This window comes from Leclercia sp. CFBP8987 (assembly GCF_034044995.2).
GTDB lineage: Bacteria > Pseudomonadota > Gammaproteobacteria > Enterobacterales > Enterobacteriaceae > Enterobacter > Enterobacter tamurae.
This window is the reverse complement of the sequence record NZ_CM188255.1, coordinates 951,013-970,602: the sequence shown is the minus strand read 5'-3', so window position 1 is coordinate 970,602 and position 19,590 is coordinate 951,013. Positions and strand designations below refer to the sequence as shown.

Genomic DNA, 19,590 nt, shown 5'->3' with positions numbered 1-19,590 from the left:
GGCATCATAGAGACACTATTCCGCAAAGGTATCTGAGATGATCAAAGTGGTGCTGGTAGACGATCACGTGGTGGTGCGGTCCGGGTTCGCCCAGCTGTTAAATCTGGAAGACGATCTGGTGGTCGAAGGTCAGTACAGCAGCGCCGCCGAGGCCTGGCCCGCCCTCACCCGCGATGCCGTCGACGTGGCGGTACTCGACGTTGCTATGCCCGATGAAAACGGCCTGAGCCTGCTCAAACGCCTGCGCCAGCAGCGCCCGGGGTTTCGCGCCATCATCCTCAGCATCTACGACACTCCCGCCTTTGTGCAAAGCGCGCTGGACGCCGGGGCCAGCGGCTATCTCACCAAACGCTGCGGGCCGGAAGAGTTAGTGCAGGCCGTGCGTTCCGTCGGGATGGGCGGCCATTATCTCTGTGCCGATGCGGTGAAAGCCCTGCGCGGCGGCGAGCCGGTGTCCCAGGCGCTGGCCGCCCTGACCCCGCGCGAGAAAGAGGTGTTTGAGCTGCTGGTCAAGGGTGACAGCGTGAAGGAGATTGCCTTCAAACTCGAACTCAGCCACAAGACCGTTCACGTGCACCGCGCCAACGTGCTGGGCAAACTGCAGTGCAACAGCACCATCGAGCTGGTGCATTTTGCCCTCGACCACCAGCTGCTGACCGGCCACTGATGCGGCGCTCCCTGCGGCACATCATTCTCTCGCTGTTTATTATGCTGGCCTGGGGCACCGGCTGGCTGATGCTCTGGACACTGAGCTTTTACCTCACCCAGAACGGACAGCAGGCGGCGCTGTTTTTGCCCCAGGGCGTCTATCTGGCGCTGCTGATCGTGCTCTCGCGCCGCTTCTGGCCAGCGCTGATCCTTCCCCCGCTGGCGGCGATGCTCTGGCTGCACAGCGAACAACTGCTCACCCATCATCTGATGCTGGTGGTGCCGCTGGTGGGCACCGTCTGTGCGTGGCTGGCGCAACATTTCTGGCACCGCTTTCCGCTCTACTGGCAGCGCCTGTCGCTGCTGATCGCCGCGGTGAGCCTTAATGCCCTGCTCCAGACTTTGATCCTGGCGCCCTTTCTCGACAGCCCGACTACGCTACTGGCGCTGGCCTCCTTTACCGGCGGGGTGCTGCTGACCCCGTTCGTCTACCTGGTGTTTGAGTTTTTACGCCAGCAGCACCGCTATCATCTGCTCGGGCTCGACACCAGCAACCCGCCCCTGCGTACCTCGCTGATTATCTGGTGCAGCCTGTTTTTTATTATCGGCATCGGCACCCAGATGGTGCTCTCCCCGGCCCTGGAGCGGCTGCTGCTGATCGTAGTATTTCTGCCCAACGTGGTGATGGCGTGGAAGTTCGGCTGGCAGGGGGGCGTGCTCTCCGGCCTGCTGGGAAGCATGATGATCACCATCGCCCGCCAGGTCGGGGTGGGGTTCAGCGACTTGCTGGAACTGGAGATTTTCCTCGCCACCCAGTCGCTGCTGGGGATCGGGCTGGGGATCGCCATCAGTCGCCAGCAGCATCTGGCGATGAACCTCGATCACTACCGCCGTCGGCTGGAGGCGGAGTTGCAGGCCCGGCGCGCGCTGGCGGAAAAGCTGATCCACACCGAAGAGGATACCCGCAAGCACCTGGCCCGGGAGCTGCACGACGAAATTGGCCAGAACATTACCGCGATTCAGATCCAGTCCCAGCTGGTGAAGCGGGCGAGCGATACCCCGCAGGCGCTGGAGGCCGCCGGGCAGATCAACGAGCTGGCGCGGCGCATCCATCACTCCACCCGCCAGCTGCTGCGTCAGCTGCGCCCCCCGGTGCTGGACGAGCTGTCACTCAATGAGGCCCTGCACCATCTGGTGAACGAGTTCGCCTTTGCCGAGCGCGGGATCCAGTGCCGGTTTGAGTACCAGCTGGCGGCCCCGCCCCAGAGTGAAACCCTGGTCTTTACTCTCTATCGCCTGCTGCAAGAGCTGCTGAATAACGTCAGCAAACATGCCGATGCCAGCGAGGTCAGCATTCTGCTCTGCCAGCACCACGACCAGCTGCGCCTGGAGGTGCGGGATAACGGCAGCGGCATCAGCCCGCAGCAGATGCCCGGTTTTGGAATTCAGGGGATGCGCGAGCGCGTGCATGCTCTCGGCGGGGAGTTAACCCTGGAGTCGCAGGGCGGCACGCGCGTAATTGTTAACCTGCCCACAGTTTTGCAACAAACACACCGCTAACCAGGAAAAAGTCTTAGTCACGCCAGACTTTCTCTCATCCCTTTTTCGTCGCGCTTTCATACAGTCATCTCAAACGGAGAACGCCATGCCCGCACTGTCAGCTGACCAGGTTACTCAACGCTATCGTCGGCTTCGTCCGCGACTGCTGATCTGCATGGTGATTGGTTACGCCGCGTTTTACCTGACGCGCAAAAGCCTCAACTACGTCCTGCCTGCATTGCAGATGGATCTGGGGCTGAGCAAAAGCGATATCGGCCTGATCGGATCGCTGTTTTACCTGAGCTACGGCCTGTCGAAATTTGCCGCCGGACTGTGGCACGACAGCAAAGGCCAGCGGGTGTTTATGGGCATCGGCCTGATGGCCACCGGGGTACTGAACGTGCTGTTCGCCTTCGGCGACTCCCTGCCGCTGCTGCTGTTTATCTGGACGCTGAACGGCTTCTTTCAGGGATGGGGATGGCCGCCCTGCGCCAGACTGCTCACCCACTGGTATTCGCGCAACGAGCGCGGCTTCTGGTGGGGATGCTGGAACACCTCTATCAACATCGGCGGGGCCATTATTCCGCTGATCTGTGCCTTCGCCGCCCATCGCTGGGGCTGGCAGGCAGCGATGCTGACACCGGGGATCATCAGTATCGTGCTCGGCCTGTGGCTGACCACACAACTGCGGGGCACACCGCAGGAAGAGGGTCTCCCGACGGTCGGGGAGTGGCGCAACGATCCGCTGGAGTTGCGCCAGCAACAACAGAGCCCGCCAATGGGGCTGTGGCAGATGTTGCGCACCACCATGCTGCAAAACCCGATGATCTGGCTGCTCGGGGCGTCCTATGTGCTGGTCTATCTGATCCGCATCGCCCTCAACGACTGGGGCAACATCTGGCTGGCGGAGAGCCACGGGGTCAACCTGCTGAGCGCCAACGCCACGGTGATGCTGTTTGAGGTCGGCGGCCTGCTCGGGGCGCTGTTCGCCGGCTGGGGATCGGATCTGCTGTTCAGCGGCCAGCGGGCACCGATGATTTTGCTGTTCACGCTGGGATTAATGGTGTCGGTGGCGGCCCTGTGGCTGGCTCCGGTTCATCACTACGCCCTGCTGGCGATGTGCTTTTTTACGGTGGGATTTTTTGTCTTTGGTCCGCAGATGCTCATCGGCCTTGCCGCCGTGGAGTGTGGACACAAGCAGGCAGCAGGCTCGATTACCGGTTTTCTTGGCGTGTTCGCTTATCTGGGGGCGGCGCTGGCCGGATGGCCGCTGTCACAGGTTATCGAACGCTACGGCTGGTCGGGGATGTTCAGTCTGCTCTCGATTGCCGCCGTGCTGATGGGTTTACTCCTGATGCCCCTGCTGATGGCGGGCATCACCGCTTCTCGCAGTCACATAACGTCATAACAAGGGCTGAATAATGAAAACAACGCTTCTCTCTACCCTCATTGCTTCCGGGATCGCGCTGGCCACCTTAACCGGTGCCGCCCAGGCCAAAGGCCGTCTGGTGGTTTACTGTAGCGCAACCAACGAAATGTGCGAAGCCGAAACCAAAGCGTTTGGCGATAAGTACGACGTCAAAACCTCGTTTATCCGCAACGGCTCCGGCAGCACCCTGGCGAAGGTCGATGCCGAGAAGAAAAACCCGCAGGCCGACGTCTGGTACGGCGGCACTCTGGACCCGCAATCTCAGGCCGGTGAGATGGGGCTGCTGCAGCCGTACAAATCCGCCAACCTCGAGCAGATCATGGAGAAATTCCGCGATCCGGCGAAGGTAAAAGGCAACCTCTCCTCGGCGGTCTATGTCGGCATTCTGGGCTTTGGCGTTAACACCCAGCGCCTGAAAGAGAAGAACCTGCCGGTGCCACAGTGCTGGAAAGATCTGACCAAGCCGGAATACAAAGGCGAGATCCAGATTGCCGATCCGCAAAGCTCCGGCACCGCCTATACCGCACTGGCGACCTTCGTCCAGCTGTGGGGTGAAGATCAGGCCTTCGACTACCTGAAGCAGCTGAATGGCAACGTCTCCCAGTACACCAAATCGGGTATTGCACCGGCGCGTAACGCCGCCCGCGGCGAAACCGCCATCGGCATCGGCTTCCTGCACGATTACTCGCTGGAAAAAGAGCAAGGTGCGCCGCTGGAGCTGATCTCTCCGTGCGAAGGCACCGGGTATGAAATCGGCGGCGTCAGCATTCTGAAGGGCGCGCGTAACGAAGAGAACGCGAAGCTGTTCGTGGACTGGGTGCTGTCGAAAGAGGCTCAGGAGCTGGCGTGGAAACAGGGCAAGTCTTATCAGATCCTGACCAACACCACCGCAGAAACCTCCCCGAACTCGCTGAAGCTGGATGACCTGAAGCTGATCAGCTACGACATGGATAAGTACGGCTCAACGGACGTGCGCAAGGCGCTGATCAACAAGTGGGTCAGCGACGTGAAGATGGGTAAATAAGCCCACTATGCGGTAAATGCCGGGTGGCTCGACGCTTACCCGGCCTACAACTTCATCAACACCCGGAATACCTATGTCACAGACACTCGCTCTTCATCCCGTGAAAAAACGGGATGCGGTCTTCCTTTGGGTTTTCGTTGGCTGGCTGGCCTTTGCCCTGCTGCCGAGCTGGAGCCTGGATTATGGCCTGCTGGAATCCACCGGGGATGAGATCCTCGCAGCCTACAGCTGGTCGCACTTCAACATCAGCTGGCTGTGGTATCTGCTCCCGAGCCTGCTGCTGGTGCGCCCGTTTAACGAGGCAAAACGCGAACAGCGCAGCCGCCACTACCTCGACGCCGGTTGGGCGCTGCTGTGCATGGCCTTTATCGTCATCAGCGCCACGATCGAAGGGCGCGGTTTAGGCTATGCCACGATCGTGTTGTTTGTGGCGCTGGGGGCGATCATGACCCTGGCCCTGACGCGCCTTGAGTGGCTGGGGGGCGACCGCTTTGTGATCGGCTCGCTGATCGCCATCGTCGCGCTGATCGGCATCTTTATCGTCTGGCCGAGCATCGCCATCTTTATTCCGATGTTCACCAACGACGCGGGCGAGTTCGCCCCGCTGGCGTTTATGAATGTGATGTCGCAGTCGCACATCATTCAGGTGATCATCAACTCGATCCTGCTCGCCATTGCGGTGGGGATCGGCTGCACCTTCTTCGGCCTGGTGCTGGCGATCTACACCACCCGCATCGCCAGACGCAGCGCCATTATTGGCCGCATCTTCTCGATCCTGCCAATCGTCACCCCGCCGTTCGTGGTGGGTCTGGGCGTGACGCTGATGATGGGGCGCTCCGGCTACGTTACCGAGCTGATGGTCGACTGGTTTGGCCTGACCAACACCAACTGGCTGTACGGCTTTACCGGCATCTGGCTGGCGCAGGTGCTGGCCTTCACCCCGATGGCCTTTATGATCCTCGACGGGGCGATCAAGACTATTCACCCATCGCTGGAAGAGGCCTCCTATACCCTGCGCGCCAGCCGTTGGCAGACCTTTAACGGCGTCTTTGTCCCGCTGCTGAAACCGGCGCTGGCCAACGCCTTTTTGATCGTCATCGTCCAGTCGCTGGCGGACTTCAGTAACCCGCTGGTGCTCGGCGGTAACTTCGACGTGCTGGCGACGCAGATCTACTTCTACATCACCGGCTCGCAGCTCGATTACCAGGCCGCCAGCACCCTCGGGGCGTTCCTGCTGCTGTTCTCGCTGCTGGTGTTCTGCATCCAGTACATGTGGATCGGCAAACGCTCCTACGTGACCGTCTCCGGCAAGTCCTATCGTGGTGACGTCCAGCCGCTGCCGGTGACCCTGGTGTGGGGAGTCGTCGCCCTGCTGACGGTGTGGATCGCCTTTAACGCCCTGCTCTACGGCAGCATTTTCTACGGCAGCTTTACCGTCAACTGGGGGGTGGATTACACCCTGACGCTGGATAACTTTATCAAGCTGTTCGGCCAGGGGATGAGCGACGGGGCATGGCCTTCGCTGCTGGATACCCTGCTGTACGCCGGGATCGCCGCACCGATCACCGCGGGCTTTGGTCTGCTGATCGCCTGGGTGGTGGTGCGCCAGCAGTTCAGGGGCAAAAAAACCATCGAGTTCACTACCATGCTGTGCTTCGCGGTGCCTGGCACCGTGGCGGGCGTCTCCTACATTCTGGCCTTTAACAGCGCCCCGGTGTACCTCACGGGCACCGCCGCCATCGTCATTATCTCAATGGTGATGCGTAACGTGCCGGTAGGCATTCGCGCCGGGATTGCGGGCTTAGGCCAGATCGACAAGTCGCTGGATGAGGCCTCGCTGAGCCTGCGTGCCGGGTCGCTGCGCACCATTACGCACATCCTGCTGCCGCTGCTGCGCCCGGCGATTCTGTCAGCGCTGATCTACAGCTTTGTGCGGGCCATTACCACCGTCAGCGCCATTGTGTTCCTCGTCACGCCGGATACCCGCGTGGCTACGGCGTACATTCTGAACCGCGTGGAAGACGGCGAATACGGCGTGGCGATCGCCTACGGCTCGATCCTGATTGTGGTCATGCTGGCGATCATTTTCCTCTTTGACTGGCTGATCGGTGAGGCTCGTATCTCCCGCTCTAAAGCCAAAAACCAGGCGTAACACTATGACTCAGAAACATTTCGTTGAACTGCGTAACGTGACCAAGCGCTTTGGCGCGAACACGGTGATTGAAAACATTAACCTGGCGATCCCGCAGGGGCAGATGGTGACCCTGCTCGGCCCGTCCGGCTGCGGTAAAACCACGGTACTGCGTCTGGTGGCCGGGCTGGAAAAGCCCACCGACGGGCAGATTTTTATCGACGGCGAGGACGTGACCCACAGCTCCATTCAGCAGCGTGATATCTGCATGGTGTTTCAGTCCTACGCCCTGTTCCCGCACATGTCGCTGGGCGAGAACGTCGGCTACGGCCTGAAGATGCTCGGCGTGCCGCGTGGCGAGATCAAAACCCGCGTCAAAGAGGCGCTGGCGATGGTGGATCTGGAGGGCTTCGACGATCGCTATGTGGATCAGATCTCCGGCGGCCAGCAGCAGCGTGTGGCCCTGGCCCGGGCGCTTATCCTCAAACCGAAAGTGCTGCTGTTCGATGAGCCGCTGAGTAACCTCGACGCCAACCTGCGCCGCAGCATGCGCGACAAGATCCGCGAGCTGCAAAAGCAGTTCAACATTACGTCGCTGTACGTGACCCACGATCAGAGCGAGGCCTTTGCGGTCTCCGACACCGTGCTGGTGATGAACAAGGGCAACATCATGCAGATTGGCTCGCCGCAGGATCTCTATCGCCAGCCGGCCTCGCGCTTTATGGCGAGCTTTATGGGCGATGCCAACCTGTTCCCGGCCAGCTTCAGCCACGAGTCTGTGGCGATCCACGGCTACCGCCTGCCGCGTCCGCTGCACTTTGCTGCGCAAGGTACGGGCACCGTCGGCGTGCGCCCGGAGGCGATCACCCTGAGCCAGCACGGCGAAGAGAGCCAACGCTGCGTGATCCGCCACGTGGCCTATATGGGGCCGCAGTACGAGGTGATTGTGGAGTGGCACGGGCAGGAGATTTTGTTGCAGGTCAACGCCACAAGGTTGCAGCCGGACGTGGGGGAAGCGTATTACCTGGAGATCCACCCGTACGGGATGTTTGTATTGGCTGAAGTGGCCTAGGTAAAAGCAAAACGGCAACTCTGTTGTCGTTTTTAGTGTTTTCTCCCTCTCCCTGTGGGAGAGGGCCGGGGTGAGGGCATCAGACCGCACATCACCCTCGGCGGCAATATCGCCCGGCGGCGCTGCGCTTGCCGGGCCTACGAACTACACAAAACGTAGGCCGGGTAAGGCGTAGCCGCCACCCGGCACTATCCTCAGCGCTGTGCGTTCAACTCTGCAATATCCTTCGGCGTCGTGCGGCAGCACCCGCCGATCAGCTTCGCGCCTGCCGCTAACCATTGCGGCAGATACCCCGCCAGCGTTTCGCACGCCTCGCCGTGGTGATGCCAGGTTTTGCTCACCGCATCGTAATGCTCGCCCGAGTTCGGGTAGACCACCAGCGGCAGCGCGGTCAGGCTTTGCAGATGTTGCAGCGCGGCGGTGGTGTTCTCCAGCGCGATACAGTTAATGCCCAGCGCAACAACCTGCGGATAGTTCGCCAGCACCGACACCACGTCCCGCAGCGGGGTGCCATCGCTCAGATGCTCGCTGTCGCGCAGGGTGAAGGAGAACCACGCCCGGGCGCGCGGCCAGGCGGTCAGCAGATCCGCCAGAGCTTTAATTTCAGCAAACGACGGCAACGTTTCGCAGGCCAGCAGGTCGGCACCGGCATCCAGCAGCGCTTCCACCCGCGGACGGTGAAACGCAGCAAACACCTCAGCACTGCGCACATAGTCACCGCGGTATTCCGACCCATCGGCCAGATACGCGCCATAGGGCCCGACCGAGCCGGCCACCAGCAGCGCACCGGCCTGCGGGTTTTCAGAGAGATACGCTTCCCGCGCCTTGCGCGCCAGCCCCACGCTTTTACCGATCAGCGCCCGGGACTGGGCCTCGTCCAGCCCGCGGGCGGCAAACCCGTCCGGTGTAGCCTGATAGCTGGCGGTGATCGCCACCTGCGCCCCGGCGCGGAAGTAGTCGAGATGCACGTCGCGGATCAGCGCCGGGTTTTCCATTAACACTTTGGCCGACCACAGGCTGTCGGCGAGATTGCAGCCGCGCGCTTCCAGTTCCGTTGCCATCGCCCCGTCCAGCACCACAAACGGCTGGGTCTCAAGGAGGGCGGTAAGCGGATTATTCTGCGACATGTTCAGGCTCCTGCGTTTTCATATTTTGAGTAAAGTAGTACGCACCGTAGCACAGCGCCACAAACGGCAGGCCACAGTAAAGGGCGATGCGCTGGCTCGGGTCAAAGGCCAGGCCAATACAGGCCACCAGACACAAGACAAAGCCCAGCACCGGCACCAGCGGGTACCAGGGGGCGCGGTAGTGCAGATCGCTAAGGGGCTTACCCGCCTGCAGATGACGACGGCGGAAGACAAAATGCGAGGCGCAGATGCTGATCCACACCGCCACTACCGCAAAACCTGAAATGGCCGACAGGGCGACAAACACCGTGTCCGGGGCCACCACGCTTGAGAAGAGCGCCAGCACGCCGCCGAGCATCGACACCGACAGCGCGGTGAGCGGCACGCCGTTTTTATTCACCCGGGCAAAGCAGCGCGGCAGGGTTTTCTCGTTCGACAATGACCACAGCATGCGCCCGGAGGCGTACAGCCCGGAGTTGGCCGCCGAGAGGATCGCCGTCAGGATCACAAAGTTGACGATATCTGCGGCATACGGAATACCGACCTTCTCAAACACCAGTACGAACGGGCTTTTTTCCACCCCGGCCTGCTGCATCGGGATCAGCGCCGCCAGCACAAAAACGGTGCCGATAAAGAAGATGATCAGGCGGGCAATGGTGGTGCGAATGGCGACAGGGATCACCTTGTGCGGGTTTTCGGTTTCACCTGCCGCTATGCCAATCAGCTCGGTGCCGGAGAAGGCAAAGTTGACCGCCACCATGGTCATCAGGATCGGCAGCCCGCCGTGCGGGAACCAGCCTTCGGCGGTGATGTTGCTCAGCCCCGGCGCGGGAGAACCATCCTGCATCGGGATAAAGCCAAAGATTGCCGCCCCGCCGAGAATGATAAAGGCAATGATGGTGATGACCTTCACCAGCGAGAACCAGAACTCCCCTTCAGCAAAGAAGCGGGTCGAGATGACGTTGAGGGCGAAAATGACCGCGCAGAAGACCACGCACCACACCCAGACCGGCACCTGCGGGAACCAGTACTGCATGCAGAATCCGGCGGCGGTAAAGCTCGATCCCAGCGCCACCGTCCAGGTGAGCCAGTAGAGCCACGCCACGGTGTAGCCGGTCGCCGGGCCGAGATAGCGGGTGGCGTAGACGTGAAAGGCGCCGGTCTCCGGCATCGCCACGGAGAGTTCGCCGAGGCACTGCATCACCAGCCAGACCACCAGCGCGCCAATCAGATAGGCCAGCAGCGTCCCCGCCGCCCCGGTGGTGGATATAATGTAACCCGTATTAAAAAACAGCCCGGTGCCGATCACGCCGCCGAGGGAGAGCATGATCAGGTGGCGGGTCTTCATGGTGCGCTGTAGCTGCCCGTTTTGTTCTGTTTGCATATCACCTTCTATACGTATGGACATCTAAACATCCAAAGAAGGTGTTTTTATACCGCGATTGTTAACAAATTGCTAGCCATGCACCAGACGAAGTCGAGCGCGACGAGCGCTTAGCCGGGGTCGAACCGTGTAAATAACGTATAGATAGGGTCGCCATGCCATAAGAGACCTCCTGCAAGCCGATACGTAAAGCATGTACCGCGCCGGTCGCCCCGTCGGTCAAACGAAAGTGGTATCTGTTTTCTCTCACTAAACTTTAGAGAGCGTCGCGGCCTGTTGCCCGGCGGCGCTGCGCTTGCGCGGGCCTACTAATCCACGTAGGCCGGGTAAGGCGCAGCCGCCACCCGGCGTAACAGCGCAATATGTTAAATTACGTAAAACACTCTATAGTCGTAGTGTTTATTACATAAAGGATGAGCTAATGCGATTTAACGGACTGACCAAAGGGTTTTTCATACTCATACTCCTGATTGTCACCTGGGCGTTTTTTGATGTGTTGTCACCCTACTTCTCGGCGATCCTGTGGGCCGCGATCCTGGCGGTGATTTTCTACCCGGTCAAAAATACGCTGCGTATCAAAATGGGCGATCGCAACGGGCTGGCGTCGCTGTTGAGCGTGCTGCTTATCTGCCTGATCGTCTTTATCCCGTTGATGGTGATCTTTTCCTCTTTAGCCTTTGAACTCAATATCGTCTACACGCGCCTGCAGCAAAACGACACCCAGTTTTCCGGGGTATTCGCGAATCTGTTCTCGCATCTGCCTGACTGGCTGCGTGCGCTAATGATCGAGCATGACCTGGATACCGCCTCGCAGATCCAGCAAAAGCTCTCTGATGCGGCATTAAGAGGTGGACAATACCTTGCCGGCAGCGCCTTCCTGATTGGTAAAGGCACCTTTGGCTTCGCCATCAGCTTTGGCGTGATGGTCTATCTGCTGTTTTTCCTGCTGAAAGATGGCCCCTGGCTGGTGCGCCAGATCCTCGACAGCCTGCCGCTGTCGAATTTCGCCAAACAGCATCTGTTTGCTAAATTCGCCGGGGTCGCCCGGGCGACGGTAAAAGGCACGGCGGTGGTGGCCATTGTCCAGGGGGTGCTGGGCGGGCTCGCCTTCTGGTTCGTCGGTATTAACGGCAGCATCCTGTGGGGTGCGTTAATAGCGTTCCTGTCGCTGATCCCGGCGGTCGGCTCGGCCATTGTCTGGGTGCCGGCGGCCATTTTCCTCTTCGCCACCCATCAGCTGTGGCAGGGCCTGTTTATCGTCGGGTTCTTTGTGCTGGTGGTCGGCCTGGTGGATAACCTGCTGCGTCCGCTGCTGGTGGGGAAAGACACCAAAATGCCCGACTATCTCATTCTGATCACCACCCTTGGTGGGATGGAGATTTACGGCATCAACGGCTTTGTAATTGGTCCGCTGATCGCCGCGCTGTTTATCGCCTGCTGGAATCTGCTCTCAGGTCGCGATCATGCCGGTAATGCCGAGGAGATTGACGATGCAATTATCGAAGAAGGGAGAAATTCACCTGATCTTTGAAGAAGGAATAAGCCGTGCGTATCGCCACTATCACTAACTGGGCATACGGCGCCACGGTCTGTCTGACCCTCGCTTCCGGTGTGGCCATGTTGATGGCCTCCAGCGCCGAAAACGTTGAGCGACAGGCCGTTGAACAGCGCTACGTATTCGATCAACTCACCGAAGAGGTGGAGGTTGACGCCTGGGCGCTCTCCGACCTGGCGCGGCTGTACGTCATCAAGCAGGATCCTGCGGTGGCAGACGAGTACCGCCAGAAAGCGCAAGCGATGGTGAAGATCGAGCATCGCCTGCAAAAACTGAATGACGCGGGCGCCGGTGAGGAAGAGCTGGCTTTGCTGCATGAAGGTTTGCAGGTGGCCGATGCCCTGCAGGATGAGCAACAGCGCGCTATCGCCAGCGTGGGGCGCGGGCAGCAACCCCAGGCCATCGAGCTGATTTATGGTGAGCGTTACGAGCGCGAGCTGGAGCAGGTACAGAATCAGCTCGACCATTTCCGGCAGATGCTGGACAGGCGCACCGACGCGGCGATTGACGATGCCACGGTCAAATCCCGGGCACTGCGTACGCTCTCGGAGGTGATGGTTGGCCTGACCGCGCTGATGTTTTTGTTTGTGCTCGGGTTTATCCTCAAACGCCGGGTGCTGCGCCCGGTGGTGCGCCTGAGCGATGTGGTCAACCGGCTGGCGTCGCAGGATTATGCGGTCGAAGCGCCGGACTACCGTCAGATCGATGAGATTGGCGATATGGCGCAGGCGATCCGCATCTTCCGCGAAAACGGCCTGGTGCGACAGCGGCTGGAGCAGGAGCGTGATGCCGACTGGGCGATCCGGGAGCTGCTGGCGCGCATGACCCAGCGGCTGCAGGGCTGCGAATCCGTCGAGGATGTTCTGAACGTGGCACGGCTGTTCGCGCCAGGCATTGCGCCGGGCATCCCCGGACGGCTATGGCTCCTCGAACGGGAGCCGTGGCAGATGCACTGTGCCGCCGAATGGCTTGACCCGCAGGACGAGTCCGCGCCCTTCCACCCGGACCAGTGCTGGGCGGTGCGCCGCGGGCAGAGCCATCCGCCGGTGACCGGTGAGCCGGATATTACCTGTTATCACCTGCCAGACACCTGCGCCAGCCATTCCCTCTGCGTGCCCCTGATTGCTCAGGGCGAGACCATTGGTTTGCTCTCATTCCAGAACGTAACCCCGGCGATGGCTCCCTCCCGCGCCTATCTGGAGCTGATGGCCGAGGCACTTGGCCTGGCGCTGGCCAACCAGCGCCTGCGCGATGCTCTGCTGGAGAAAGCGTTGTTCGATCCGCTGACCAATCTGCGCAATCGTCATCATCTTGAGGATGCCCTGCGCACCCAGCTCAGCCAGGCGCAGCATACCGGTCAGCCGGTAAGCTGTCTGATGATCGATATCGACCATTTCAAAGCCATTAATGACAAATTTGGTCACGATGCTGGCGATCTGGTGATTAAAAGCGTGGCGACGGTGGTGCAACGCGCGGTAGGCGACAAGGGGATGGCGTTTCGCTATGGCGGGGAGGAGTTTCTGATCCTGCTCCCGGGGGCAGACGACGCTGCAGCCTTTGCCTGCGCCTCGGAAATCCATACCAACGTACACAGTCTGGCCCTGCGTTATGAGCTGGCGGAGATTGGCACGGTGGACGTATCGATCGGCATTGCCAGCTATCCGCAGCACGTCCAGAGCGACAACCTGCTGCGCGCCGCCGACGTGGCGCTGTACCGGGCCAAGGAGCTGGGGCGTTCACGTATTGTCAGTTTTGGGGGACTGGAGACGGGGTAAATGAGCACCTTATATCGGTTATGCCCATCATTTATATGACAAATTGTGAGCCTCCACGCAATAACGACAATCAACGTGGTTCACCTCTTGCCACATTGATAGCGATCAAAAAGATGAATACCGTCTGGTCGGTATGATCCGCAAATGAACAACACAGTCCAACACCGGAAAAACCATCCTGTCCGTTTACAGGAGCTGCTGCTGGATTCCGAGGCAACCTTGAGGCCATGATGCGCTACAACATCAACGCCCGGATAATCTACGACGCCTCCGACGGGACCCTGACCCTGCCTGGCAGCCCGGAGCCGGACAGCCAGCTCTCAATCACTGCCAGCGCTCTGCTCTATTTTATGCTGCGTTATACCGGGGTGATCAGCCGTGACGAAATCCTGAAAAAAGTCTGGGATGACAACGGACTAACCTCGTCTAACAGTAATCTCAATCAGTACCTGAGCATGCTGCGTAAAACCTTTCGCCACTATGACATCGACAACATTATTGTCACCGTATCGCGCGGGTTGTTGCAGCTCAATCCAGCCCTGAGCATTGAGATGATAGATGCCAGTAGCCCCATGGTGGCCGAAAATGATCCCATCCCGGCACCGCTTCCCACGGCGGTGACGAACACAGCGCCGCCGTCACGCGGCACCTGCTGGTATATGGCGGGTACAGGTATGCTGGTGACCGCACTGCTGCTGACGCTCCTCGGTTTGGTGGGGAAGAGCGAGTTACGCCCCATTAGTCTCATGCAGTTACGTCACAGCGAGTGTGAACTGATGGCCAGCGATGACATGCTGCGCTCCGTCGCCGAAAGCGCATGGGGGAATAACTTTGAAGCGGTGCGCCAGCGGCTAAAGCTGCAATGTAAGCCGGGTGAGCGCTTCGTTTTCTTTTATGGCGACAGGCTGGAGACCAACGGTCTTGGCCGTGTCTTCCTGGCGAACTGCGCCATGCATGAAGATAACCCGTTCAGCTACTGCGATAATTATTTTTACTACTCCTGGAACCCGCAATGAGACTCGCCCCGCGCTCCTTTTTTGCCCTCTCCTCGCTGGTGCTTATCGCCGCTACCGGGTTTAGCGCCTGGAGACTTCTCCCTGCGGAAAATGCCGGGGTGATGAGTTGCTCGACCAAAGTGATCATGCGCTTTGAGAACATGGATAAAGAGAATGTGAATGGCAACGTGCACTTCAACTTTAACGCCAATGGCCGTGGCTCTATGGTGGTGGAAGGTTACACCGACTCCGCCGCCGGCTGGCTCTATCTGCAACGCTACGTTAAATTCAACTGGACCAGCAAGCGCATCTCCTCCACTGAACGCCAGTACTTCGTCAACAAGTGGGATGCCAGCGCCTCGTCGATAGATGAATCCCCGAACGTGATTTTTGACTACTTCATGCGGGAGATGTCCGATAGTCATGATGGCCTGTTTGTCACCGCCCAGAAGCTGAACGAGAAAGCCATTCTGCTCAGCTCCATTAACTCCCCGCTCTACATCTGTACCCTGAAGTCCGGCAGCAAACTTGACTGACCTCACACTCCATTTTTCCCCCACACCAGCCTCACGTTAAAACCGCACATTTTGTTTTCACCTCCCGCAAAAATAGATGACCAAAGCCACACTTTAAGCGTGGATATTTCACGCTTAGCACCCATGTGTTTAGCAATTTCTTAACATTCATCCGGCTGGCATGCAAACCCGAAAAACCTGCCTTATCCATCACTACATCCCCTGGGAAAAATCAGCATAAAGGCATAAAAACGCCTGCATAAAAACCTAAATAGCAGCATTAAAAACTAAAAATAAACGCCTACCGAATTTAAATTTCAATGAAAGCGCCTTTGCTTATAGTGAGCTGCGAACGCCGCTTCAGCGTCCTGACGTCGTTACGCGAACGGTTTTCCCGAATCTAAAACCTGTCCTGAAGGAGAAATCATGGGTGATGCATTGGGGCTTATCGAAACGAAAGGTCTGGTGGCCTGCATTGAAGCCGCGGATGCGATGTGCAAATCCGCCAACGTCGAGCTGATCAGCTATGAAAACATCGGCTCCGGCCTGGTCACCGTGATGGTGAAGGGTGACGTCGGGGCGGTGAAGGCGGCTGTGGATTCCGGCGTGGAGTCTGCGCAGCGCATCGGGGAAGTAGTGACGTCGCTGGTGATTGCGCGTCCACACAACGATATCAACAAAATCGTTATTAAACACAAGGCGTAAAGCCAGGAGAACACAAATGGGTGATGCATTAGGTCTGATTGAAACCAAAGGTCTGGTGGCCTGTATTGAAGCGGCTGATGCGATGTGTAAAGCCGCCAACGTCGAGCTGATCGGCTATGAAAACGTCGGCTCCGGCCTCGTGACGGCGATGGTGAAAGGCGACGTCGGAGCGGTGAAAGCGGCTGTAGATTCCGGCGTGGAATCGGCACAGCGCATCGGGGAAGTGGTGACCTCTCTGGTTATCGCCCGCCCGCATAACGACATCAACAAAATCGTCTCGCACTACAAAATCGCAGAATAAGTGGAGAAAAGCTGATGAAAGAAGCACTTGGTCTCATCGAAACCAAAGGTCTGGTGGCCTGTATTGAAGCGGCAGATGCGATGTGCAAAGCCGCCAACGTTGAACTGATTGGTTACGAGAACGTGGGTTCTGGTCTGGTGACGGCAATGGTGAAAGGCGACGTCGGAGCGGTCAACGCCGCTGTGGATTCTGGCGTGGAAGCGGCAAAGCGCATCGGTGAAGTCGTCACTTCCCGGGTGATTGCTCGCCCGCATAACGATATCGAAAAAATCGCCAAACAGCACAAAGCATGACCTGACAGGGCATGCCCCGTCACCACTCTTTACGTCTGATGAAGGATAGACTCATGATTGAACTGGACAACGATTTGCAGTCCCGGCAAAACGCCCGGGCGCTGGTGCGCAATGCCAAAAAGGCACAGGCGATTCTGGCCACCTTTTCGCAGCAGCAAATCGACGCCATCGTGAAGAACGTGGCCCAGGAAGCGGCGCATCACGCCGAAGCGCTGGCGAAAATGGCCGCGGAAGAGACCGGCTTTGGCAACTGGCAGGATAAGGTGCTGAAGAATCGTTTCGCCTCGCTGCGCGTTTACGATACGATCAAAGAGATGAAGACCGTCGGCATCATTCATGACGATCCGATACAAAAAGTGATGGACGTGGGCGTGCCGCTGGGCGTGATTTGTGCACTGGTGCCGTCGACCAACCCCACCTCTACCGTCATCTACAAAACGCTGATTGCGCTGAAAGCCGGTAACGCGATTATCTTCTCCCCGCATCCCGGCGCGCGTCAGTGCAGCTGGAAAGCGATTGAAATCGTTAAACGTGCAGCCGAAGCGGCAGGCGCCCCGCCTGGTAGCGTTGACGTCATAAGCCATTTGACACTCGAAGCCACTTCAGAGCTGATGCACAGCAAAGACGTGTCGCTGATCCTGGCGACCGGCGGCGAAGGGATGGTGCGCGCCGCCTACGCTTCCGGCACGCCAACCATCAGCGGTGGTCCGGGTAACGGCCCGGCGTTTATCGAACGCAGCGCCGATATCCCCCACGCGGTGAAAGATATTATCACCAGTAAAACCTTCGATAACGGCGTGATTTGCGCCTCCGAGCAGTCGATCATCGTCGAACGTTGCATCTACGACGACGTACACCGCGAGCTGGAAGCCCAGGGCGCATACTTTATGACCGAAGGCGAAGCGGCGAAAATGGCGGCCCTGCTGCTGCGCCCGAACGGCACTATCAATCCCAAAGTGGTCGGTAAAACCGCGCTCTATCTGAGCCAGATGGCCGGATTCTGCGTCCCGGCCAGCACCCGGGTGCTGATTGCTAAACAGTCCACCGTTTCACACTCCAACCCCTACTCGCGGGAAAAACTGTGCCCAGTACTCGGCCTGTACGTGGAAGAGGACTGGAAAGCCGCCTGCCACCGCGTAGTAGAACTGCTGACCAACGAAGGTCTCGGCCACACGCTGGTGATCCACACCCGCAACCAGGATGTTATCCGCCAGTTCTGCCTCGAAAAACCGGTTAACCGCATTCTGATTAACACCCCGGCAGCGCTGGGCGGCATCGGCGCGACTACCAACCTCACTCCGGCCCTGACCCTGGGCTGCGGCGCGGTGGGCGGCGGCTCCAGCTCAGATAACGTCGGGCCGATGAACCTGCTCAACATCCGCAAAGTGGGCTATGGCGTTCGCTCCATCGATGAGCTGCGCGCGCCGGGCAGTCGCCCGGAACCGCAGCCGAACATCGTCAGCCCGACGGTCAGTCCTAACCGCAGCATCTTTAACGATGAGCGTTTCCACACCCCGGTTGCCGCAACAATGACGGTGAGCGCAGACGATCGTTTTGCGACGGCTCCCGATGTGGAAAGCGAGATCAATGAGGAAAACGTAGAACGCGTTATCCGCCAGGCGCTGGAACGCATTGGCAAGTAACACATTGATATAAGGCGATAAAAACATTGATTCTCGCAAAGGTAGTCGGACATGTCGTCGCCACACAGAAGTGCGATGAGCTACGGGGCAGCAATCTGCTTCTGATCGTCAAATTAGATGATGACCAGCACCCGATGAAAGACCAGACCTGGGTCGCCGTTGATAGCGTCGGCGCCGGTATGCACGACATCGTGCTGGCCGAAGAGTATCTGGCGCTCAATAAAGAGCACTACAAGGCCATGTCAGTGGTCGCCATTGTCGAGAACGTGTTTCGGGACGCTTAAGGAGTTAATAACCCAATGAGTGAATTTTTGCTGAAACCCCGGATCCGCTTTGGTCAGGATGCACTTTCCATCCTGAACGAGCTTCCCGCCCGCAACGTGCTGCTGGTAACCGACCAGGCGATGGTCAAGTTTGGCCTCGCCCAGCGCGTCACGCAGATCCTGGATGCCCGCAGTATCGCCTTCCAGATCTGGGACGACGTGGTGGCCGACCCGGATATCGCCACCCTGGTGCGTGGTATGAAACGGATGGATAACAGCTATCCGGATCTGGTTATAGCCCTGGGCGGCGGTTCGGTGATTGATGCAGCCAAAGCGGTTATTTTCGCCCTGGCGCAAACCCGTCCGGACGCGCGTCGCGAACCGCCTTGCTTTGTGGCGATCCCCACCACCAGCGGCACCGGCTCGGAAGTCACCACCTTTTCGGTGGTGAAGGCTCACGCCGAGAAGCTGGTGCTGGTGGATCCGTCGCTGCTGCCGGATATCGCCATTCTCGACCCGGCGCTGGTGGCCTCGGTGCCGCCAGCAATTACCGCCGATACCGGGATGGACGTACTGTGCCACGCGCTGGAAGCCTATGTCTCCCGCGCCGCGAGCGACTTTTCCGATGCGCTGGCGGAAAACGTGGTGCAGCAGGTGTTTCGCTTTCTGCCGACCTGCTGGCGCAACGGTCGCGATCTGCTGGCGCGGGAAAAGATGCATAACGCCTCCTGCATGGCGGGTATGGCCTTCACCAACGCCTCGCTGGGCATTACCCACAGCCTCGCCCACGCGCTCGGCGGCGTATTTCGCGTGCCCCACGGTCGCGCCAACGCCCTACTGATGGCGGATGTAGTGGCCTGGAACGCCGATTATCACGGGCAGTGCGCGACCGATGCCGCCCGCAAATATGCCCGATTAGCCCATCTGCTGGATCTGCCTGCGGCCACTACCCGCCATGGCGTCGCCAGCCTGCTGGTGGCCATTCAGGCGCTAAAAGACGAAATGACGATACCGGCCGGCATTCGGGATACCGGCATCAGCGCAGCCGAGTTTGAACAGCGGCTGGCGGACATGGTCGGCCAGGCGCTGCGCGATAGCTGTACGCCGACCAACCCACGCACGCCGGACGCTCTTGCCCTCACCGAACTCTATCGCCGGGCGTGGACCGGCAACGCCGTTCAGGGCCACTGA

The 19,590-nt window shown here is 59.3% G+C and carries 18 protein-coding genes; 16 read left to right on the top strand and 2 right to left on the bottom strand.

The genetic code is table 11. The annotated features are described in order from the left end of the window. Positions 1-37: 37 nt before the first annotated feature. The 6 genes from SOM40_RS04550 to fbpC all read left to right on the top strand — a co-directional run bounded on the left by SOM40_RS04550 (position 38) and on the right by fbpC (position 7,843). Complete coding sequence (locus SOM40_RS04550; protein WP_166181682.1) at positions 38-667, top strand: response regulator transcription factor; 630 nt, start codon at positions 38-40, stop codon at positions 665-667. Then, positions 667-2,208 (top strand): MASE1 domain-containing sensor histidine kinase, encoded by a 1,542-nt coding sequence (locus SOM40_RS04545; RefSeq protein WP_312188001.1) that lies wholly within the window; start codon positions 667-669, stop codon positions 2,206-2,208. The genes SOM40_RS04550 and SOM40_RS04545 overlap by 1 nt, the downstream gene beginning before the upstream one ends. A gap of 85 nt (positions 2,209-2,293) precedes the next feature. Next, the gene (gene uhpC / locus SOM40_RS04540) at positions 2,294-3,595 is read left to right on the top strand and encodes an MFS transporter family glucose-6-phosphate receptor UhpC (RefSeq protein WP_320530605.1); all 1,302 of its coding nucleotides are present in this window, start codon (positions 2,294-2,296) and stop codon (positions 3,593-3,595) included. Positions 3,596-3,608: 13 nt separating this feature from the next. Next, positions 3,609-4,640, top strand: coding sequence for an ABC transporter substrate-binding protein (locus SOM40_RS04535; protein WP_106992080.1), 1,032 nt, complete (start codon positions 3,609-3,611; stop codon positions 4,638-4,640). 73 nt (positions 4,641-4,713) lie between these two features. Then, positions 4,714-6,792: an ABC transporter permease gene (locus tag SOM40_RS04530; RefSeq protein WP_320530604.1), complete on the top strand. Its 2,079-nt coding sequence runs from the start codon at positions 4,714-4,716 to the stop codon at positions 6,790-6,792. 4 nt (positions 6,793-6,796) lie between these two features. Beyond that, the gene (fbpC, locus tag SOM40_RS04525) at positions 6,797-7,843 is read left to right on the top strand and encodes a ferric ABC transporter ATP-binding protein (RefSeq protein ID WP_261641804.1); all 1,047 of its coding nucleotides are present in this window, start codon (positions 6,797-6,799) and stop codon (positions 7,841-7,843) included. 194 nt (positions 7,844-8,037) lie between these two features. Here fbpC and mmuM read toward each other — a convergent pair whose 3' ends face one another. Together mmuM and mmuP are read right to left on the bottom strand one after the other, a co-directional pair. Further along, a complete protein-coding gene (gene mmuM / locus SOM40_RS04520) occupies positions 8,038-8,970 on the bottom strand; it encodes a homocysteine S-methyltransferase (protein ID WP_320530603.1) in 933 nt (310 codons plus the stop codon). Further along, entirely contained in the window at positions 8,957-10,354 is a 1,398-nt protein-coding gene (gene mmuP / locus SOM40_RS04515) for an S-methylmethionine permease (protein WP_106992076.1), read from the bottom strand. The genes mmuM and mmuP overlap by 14 nt, the downstream gene beginning before the upstream one ends. A gap of 421 nt (positions 10,355-10,775) precedes the next feature. On the opposite strand from mmuP, the gene SOM40_RS04510 reads away from it, so the two are divergent. The 10 genes from SOM40_RS04510 to SOM40_RS04465 all read left to right on the top strand — a co-directional run bounded on the left by SOM40_RS04510 (position 10,776) and on the right by SOM40_RS04465 (position 19,590). Next, on the top strand, positions 10,776-11,885 hold the full coding sequence (locus tag SOM40_RS04510) for an AI-2E family transporter (RefSeq protein ID WP_106992075.1): 1,110 nt from the start codon (positions 10,776-10,778) through the stop codon (positions 11,883-11,885). Between the two features lie 14 nt (positions 11,886-11,899). Further along, positions 11,900-13,684: a diguanylate cyclase gene (locus SOM40_RS04505; RefSeq protein ID WP_320530602.1), complete on the top strand. Its 1,785-nt coding sequence runs from the start codon at positions 11,900-11,902 to the stop codon at positions 13,682-13,684. Positions 13,685-13,914: 230 nt separating this feature from the next. Next, positions 13,915-14,700: a winged helix-turn-helix domain-containing protein gene (locus SOM40_RS04500; RefSeq protein ID WP_320530673.1), complete on the top strand. Its 786-nt coding sequence runs from the start codon at positions 13,915-13,917 to the stop codon at positions 14,698-14,700. Further along, a complete protein-coding gene (locus tag SOM40_RS04495) occupies positions 14,697-15,215 on the top strand; it encodes a FidL-like protein (RefSeq protein WP_261641791.1) in 519 nt (172 codons plus the stop codon). The genes SOM40_RS04500 and SOM40_RS04495 overlap by 4 nt, the downstream gene beginning before the upstream one ends. Before the next feature lie 405 nt (positions 15,216-15,620). After that, positions 15,621-15,899: a BMC domain-containing protein gene (locus tag SOM40_RS04490; RefSeq protein ID WP_010634659.1), complete on the top strand. Its 279-nt coding sequence runs from the start codon at positions 15,621-15,623 to the stop codon at positions 15,897-15,899. Between the two features lie 16 nt (positions 15,900-15,915). Then, a complete protein-coding gene (locus SOM40_RS04485) occupies positions 15,916-16,200 on the top strand; it encodes a BMC domain-containing protein (protein WP_261641768.1) in 285 nt (94 codons plus the stop codon). Between the two features lie 14 nt (positions 16,201-16,214). Beyond that, entirely contained in the window at positions 16,215-16,493 is a 279-nt protein-coding gene (locus SOM40_RS04480; RefSeq protein WP_261641765.1) for a BMC domain-containing protein, read from the top strand. A gap of 53 nt (positions 16,494-16,546) precedes the next feature. Beyond that, positions 16,547-18,136, top strand: a complete 1,590-nt coding sequence (locus SOM40_RS04475) for an acetaldehyde dehydrogenase (acetylating) (protein ID WP_320530601.1) — start codon at positions 16,547-16,549, stop codon at positions 18,134-18,136. A 26-nt stretch (positions 18,137-18,162) separates the two neighbouring features. Continuing rightward, positions 18,163-18,420, top strand: coding sequence for a EutN/CcmL family microcompartment protein (locus SOM40_RS04470; RefSeq protein ID WP_261641761.1), 258 nt, complete (start codon positions 18,163-18,165; stop codon positions 18,418-18,420). 15 nt (positions 18,421-18,435) lie between these two features. After that, a complete protein-coding gene (locus SOM40_RS04465) occupies positions 18,436-19,590 on the top strand; it encodes a 1-propanol dehydrogenase PduQ (RefSeq protein ID WP_320530600.1) in 1,155 nt (384 codons plus the stop codon).

Excerpts from the sequence above, each read along its gene's own strand:
- SOM40_RS04465 (WP_320530600.1), top strand. The coding sequence starts at position 18,436 with ATGAGTGAATTTTTGCTGAAACCCCGGATCCGCTTTGGTCAGGATGCA.
- SOM40_RS04490 (WP_010634659.1), top strand. The coding sequence starts at position 15,621 with ATGGGTGATGCATTGGGGCTTATCGAAACGAAAGGTCTGGTGGCCTGC.
- uhpC (WP_320530605.1), top strand. The coding sequence starts at position 2,294 with ATGCCCGCACTGTCAGCTGACCAGGTTACTCAACGCTATCGTCGGCTT.
- fbpC (WP_261641804.1), top strand. The coding sequence starts at position 6,797 with ATGACTCAGAAACATTTCGTTGAACTGCGTAACGTGACCAAGCGCTTT.
- mmuM (WP_320530603.1), bottom strand. The coding sequence starts at position 8,970 with ATGTCGCAGAATAATCCGCTTACCGCCCTCCTTGAGACCCAGCCGTTT.
- SOM40_RS04500 (WP_320530673.1), top strand. The coding sequence starts at position 13,915 with ATGCGCTACAACATCAACGCCCGGATAATCTACGACGCCTCCGACGGG.
- SOM40_RS04545 (WP_312188001.1), top strand. The coding sequence starts at position 667 with ATGCGGCGCTCCCTGCGGCACATCATTCTCTCGCTGTTTATTATGCTG.
- SOM40_RS04535 (WP_106992080.1), top strand. The coding sequence starts at position 3,609 with ATGAAAACAACGCTTCTCTCTACCCTCATTGCTTCCGGGATCGCGCTG.
- SOM40_RS04530 (WP_320530604.1), top strand. The coding sequence starts at position 4,714 with ATGTCACAGACACTCGCTCTTCATCCCGTGAAAAAACGGGATGCGGTC.
- SOM40_RS04480 (WP_261641765.1), top strand. The coding sequence starts at position 16,215 with ATGAAAGAAGCACTTGGTCTCATCGAAACCAAAGGTCTGGTGGCCTGT.
- SOM40_RS04475 (WP_320530601.1), top strand. The coding sequence starts at position 16,547 with ATGATTGAACTGGACAACGATTTGCAGTCCCGGCAAAACGCCCGGGCG.
- mmuP (WP_106992076.1), bottom strand. The coding sequence starts at position 10,354 with ATGCAAACAGAACAAAACGGGCAGCTACAGCGCACCATGAAGACCCGC.
- SOM40_RS04495 (WP_261641791.1), top strand. The coding sequence starts at position 14,697 with ATGAGACTCGCCCCGCGCTCCTTTTTTGCCCTCTCCTCGCTGGTGCTT.
- SOM40_RS04485 (WP_261641768.1), top strand. The coding sequence starts at position 15,916 with ATGGGTGATGCATTAGGTCTGATTGAAACCAAAGGTCTGGTGGCCTGT.
- SOM40_RS04510 (WP_106992075.1), top strand. The coding sequence starts at position 10,776 with ATGCGATTTAACGGACTGACCAAAGGGTTTTTCATACTCATACTCCTG.
- SOM40_RS04550 (WP_166181682.1), top strand. The coding sequence starts at position 38 with ATGATCAAAGTGGTGCTGGTAGACGATCACGTGGTGGTGCGGTCCGGG.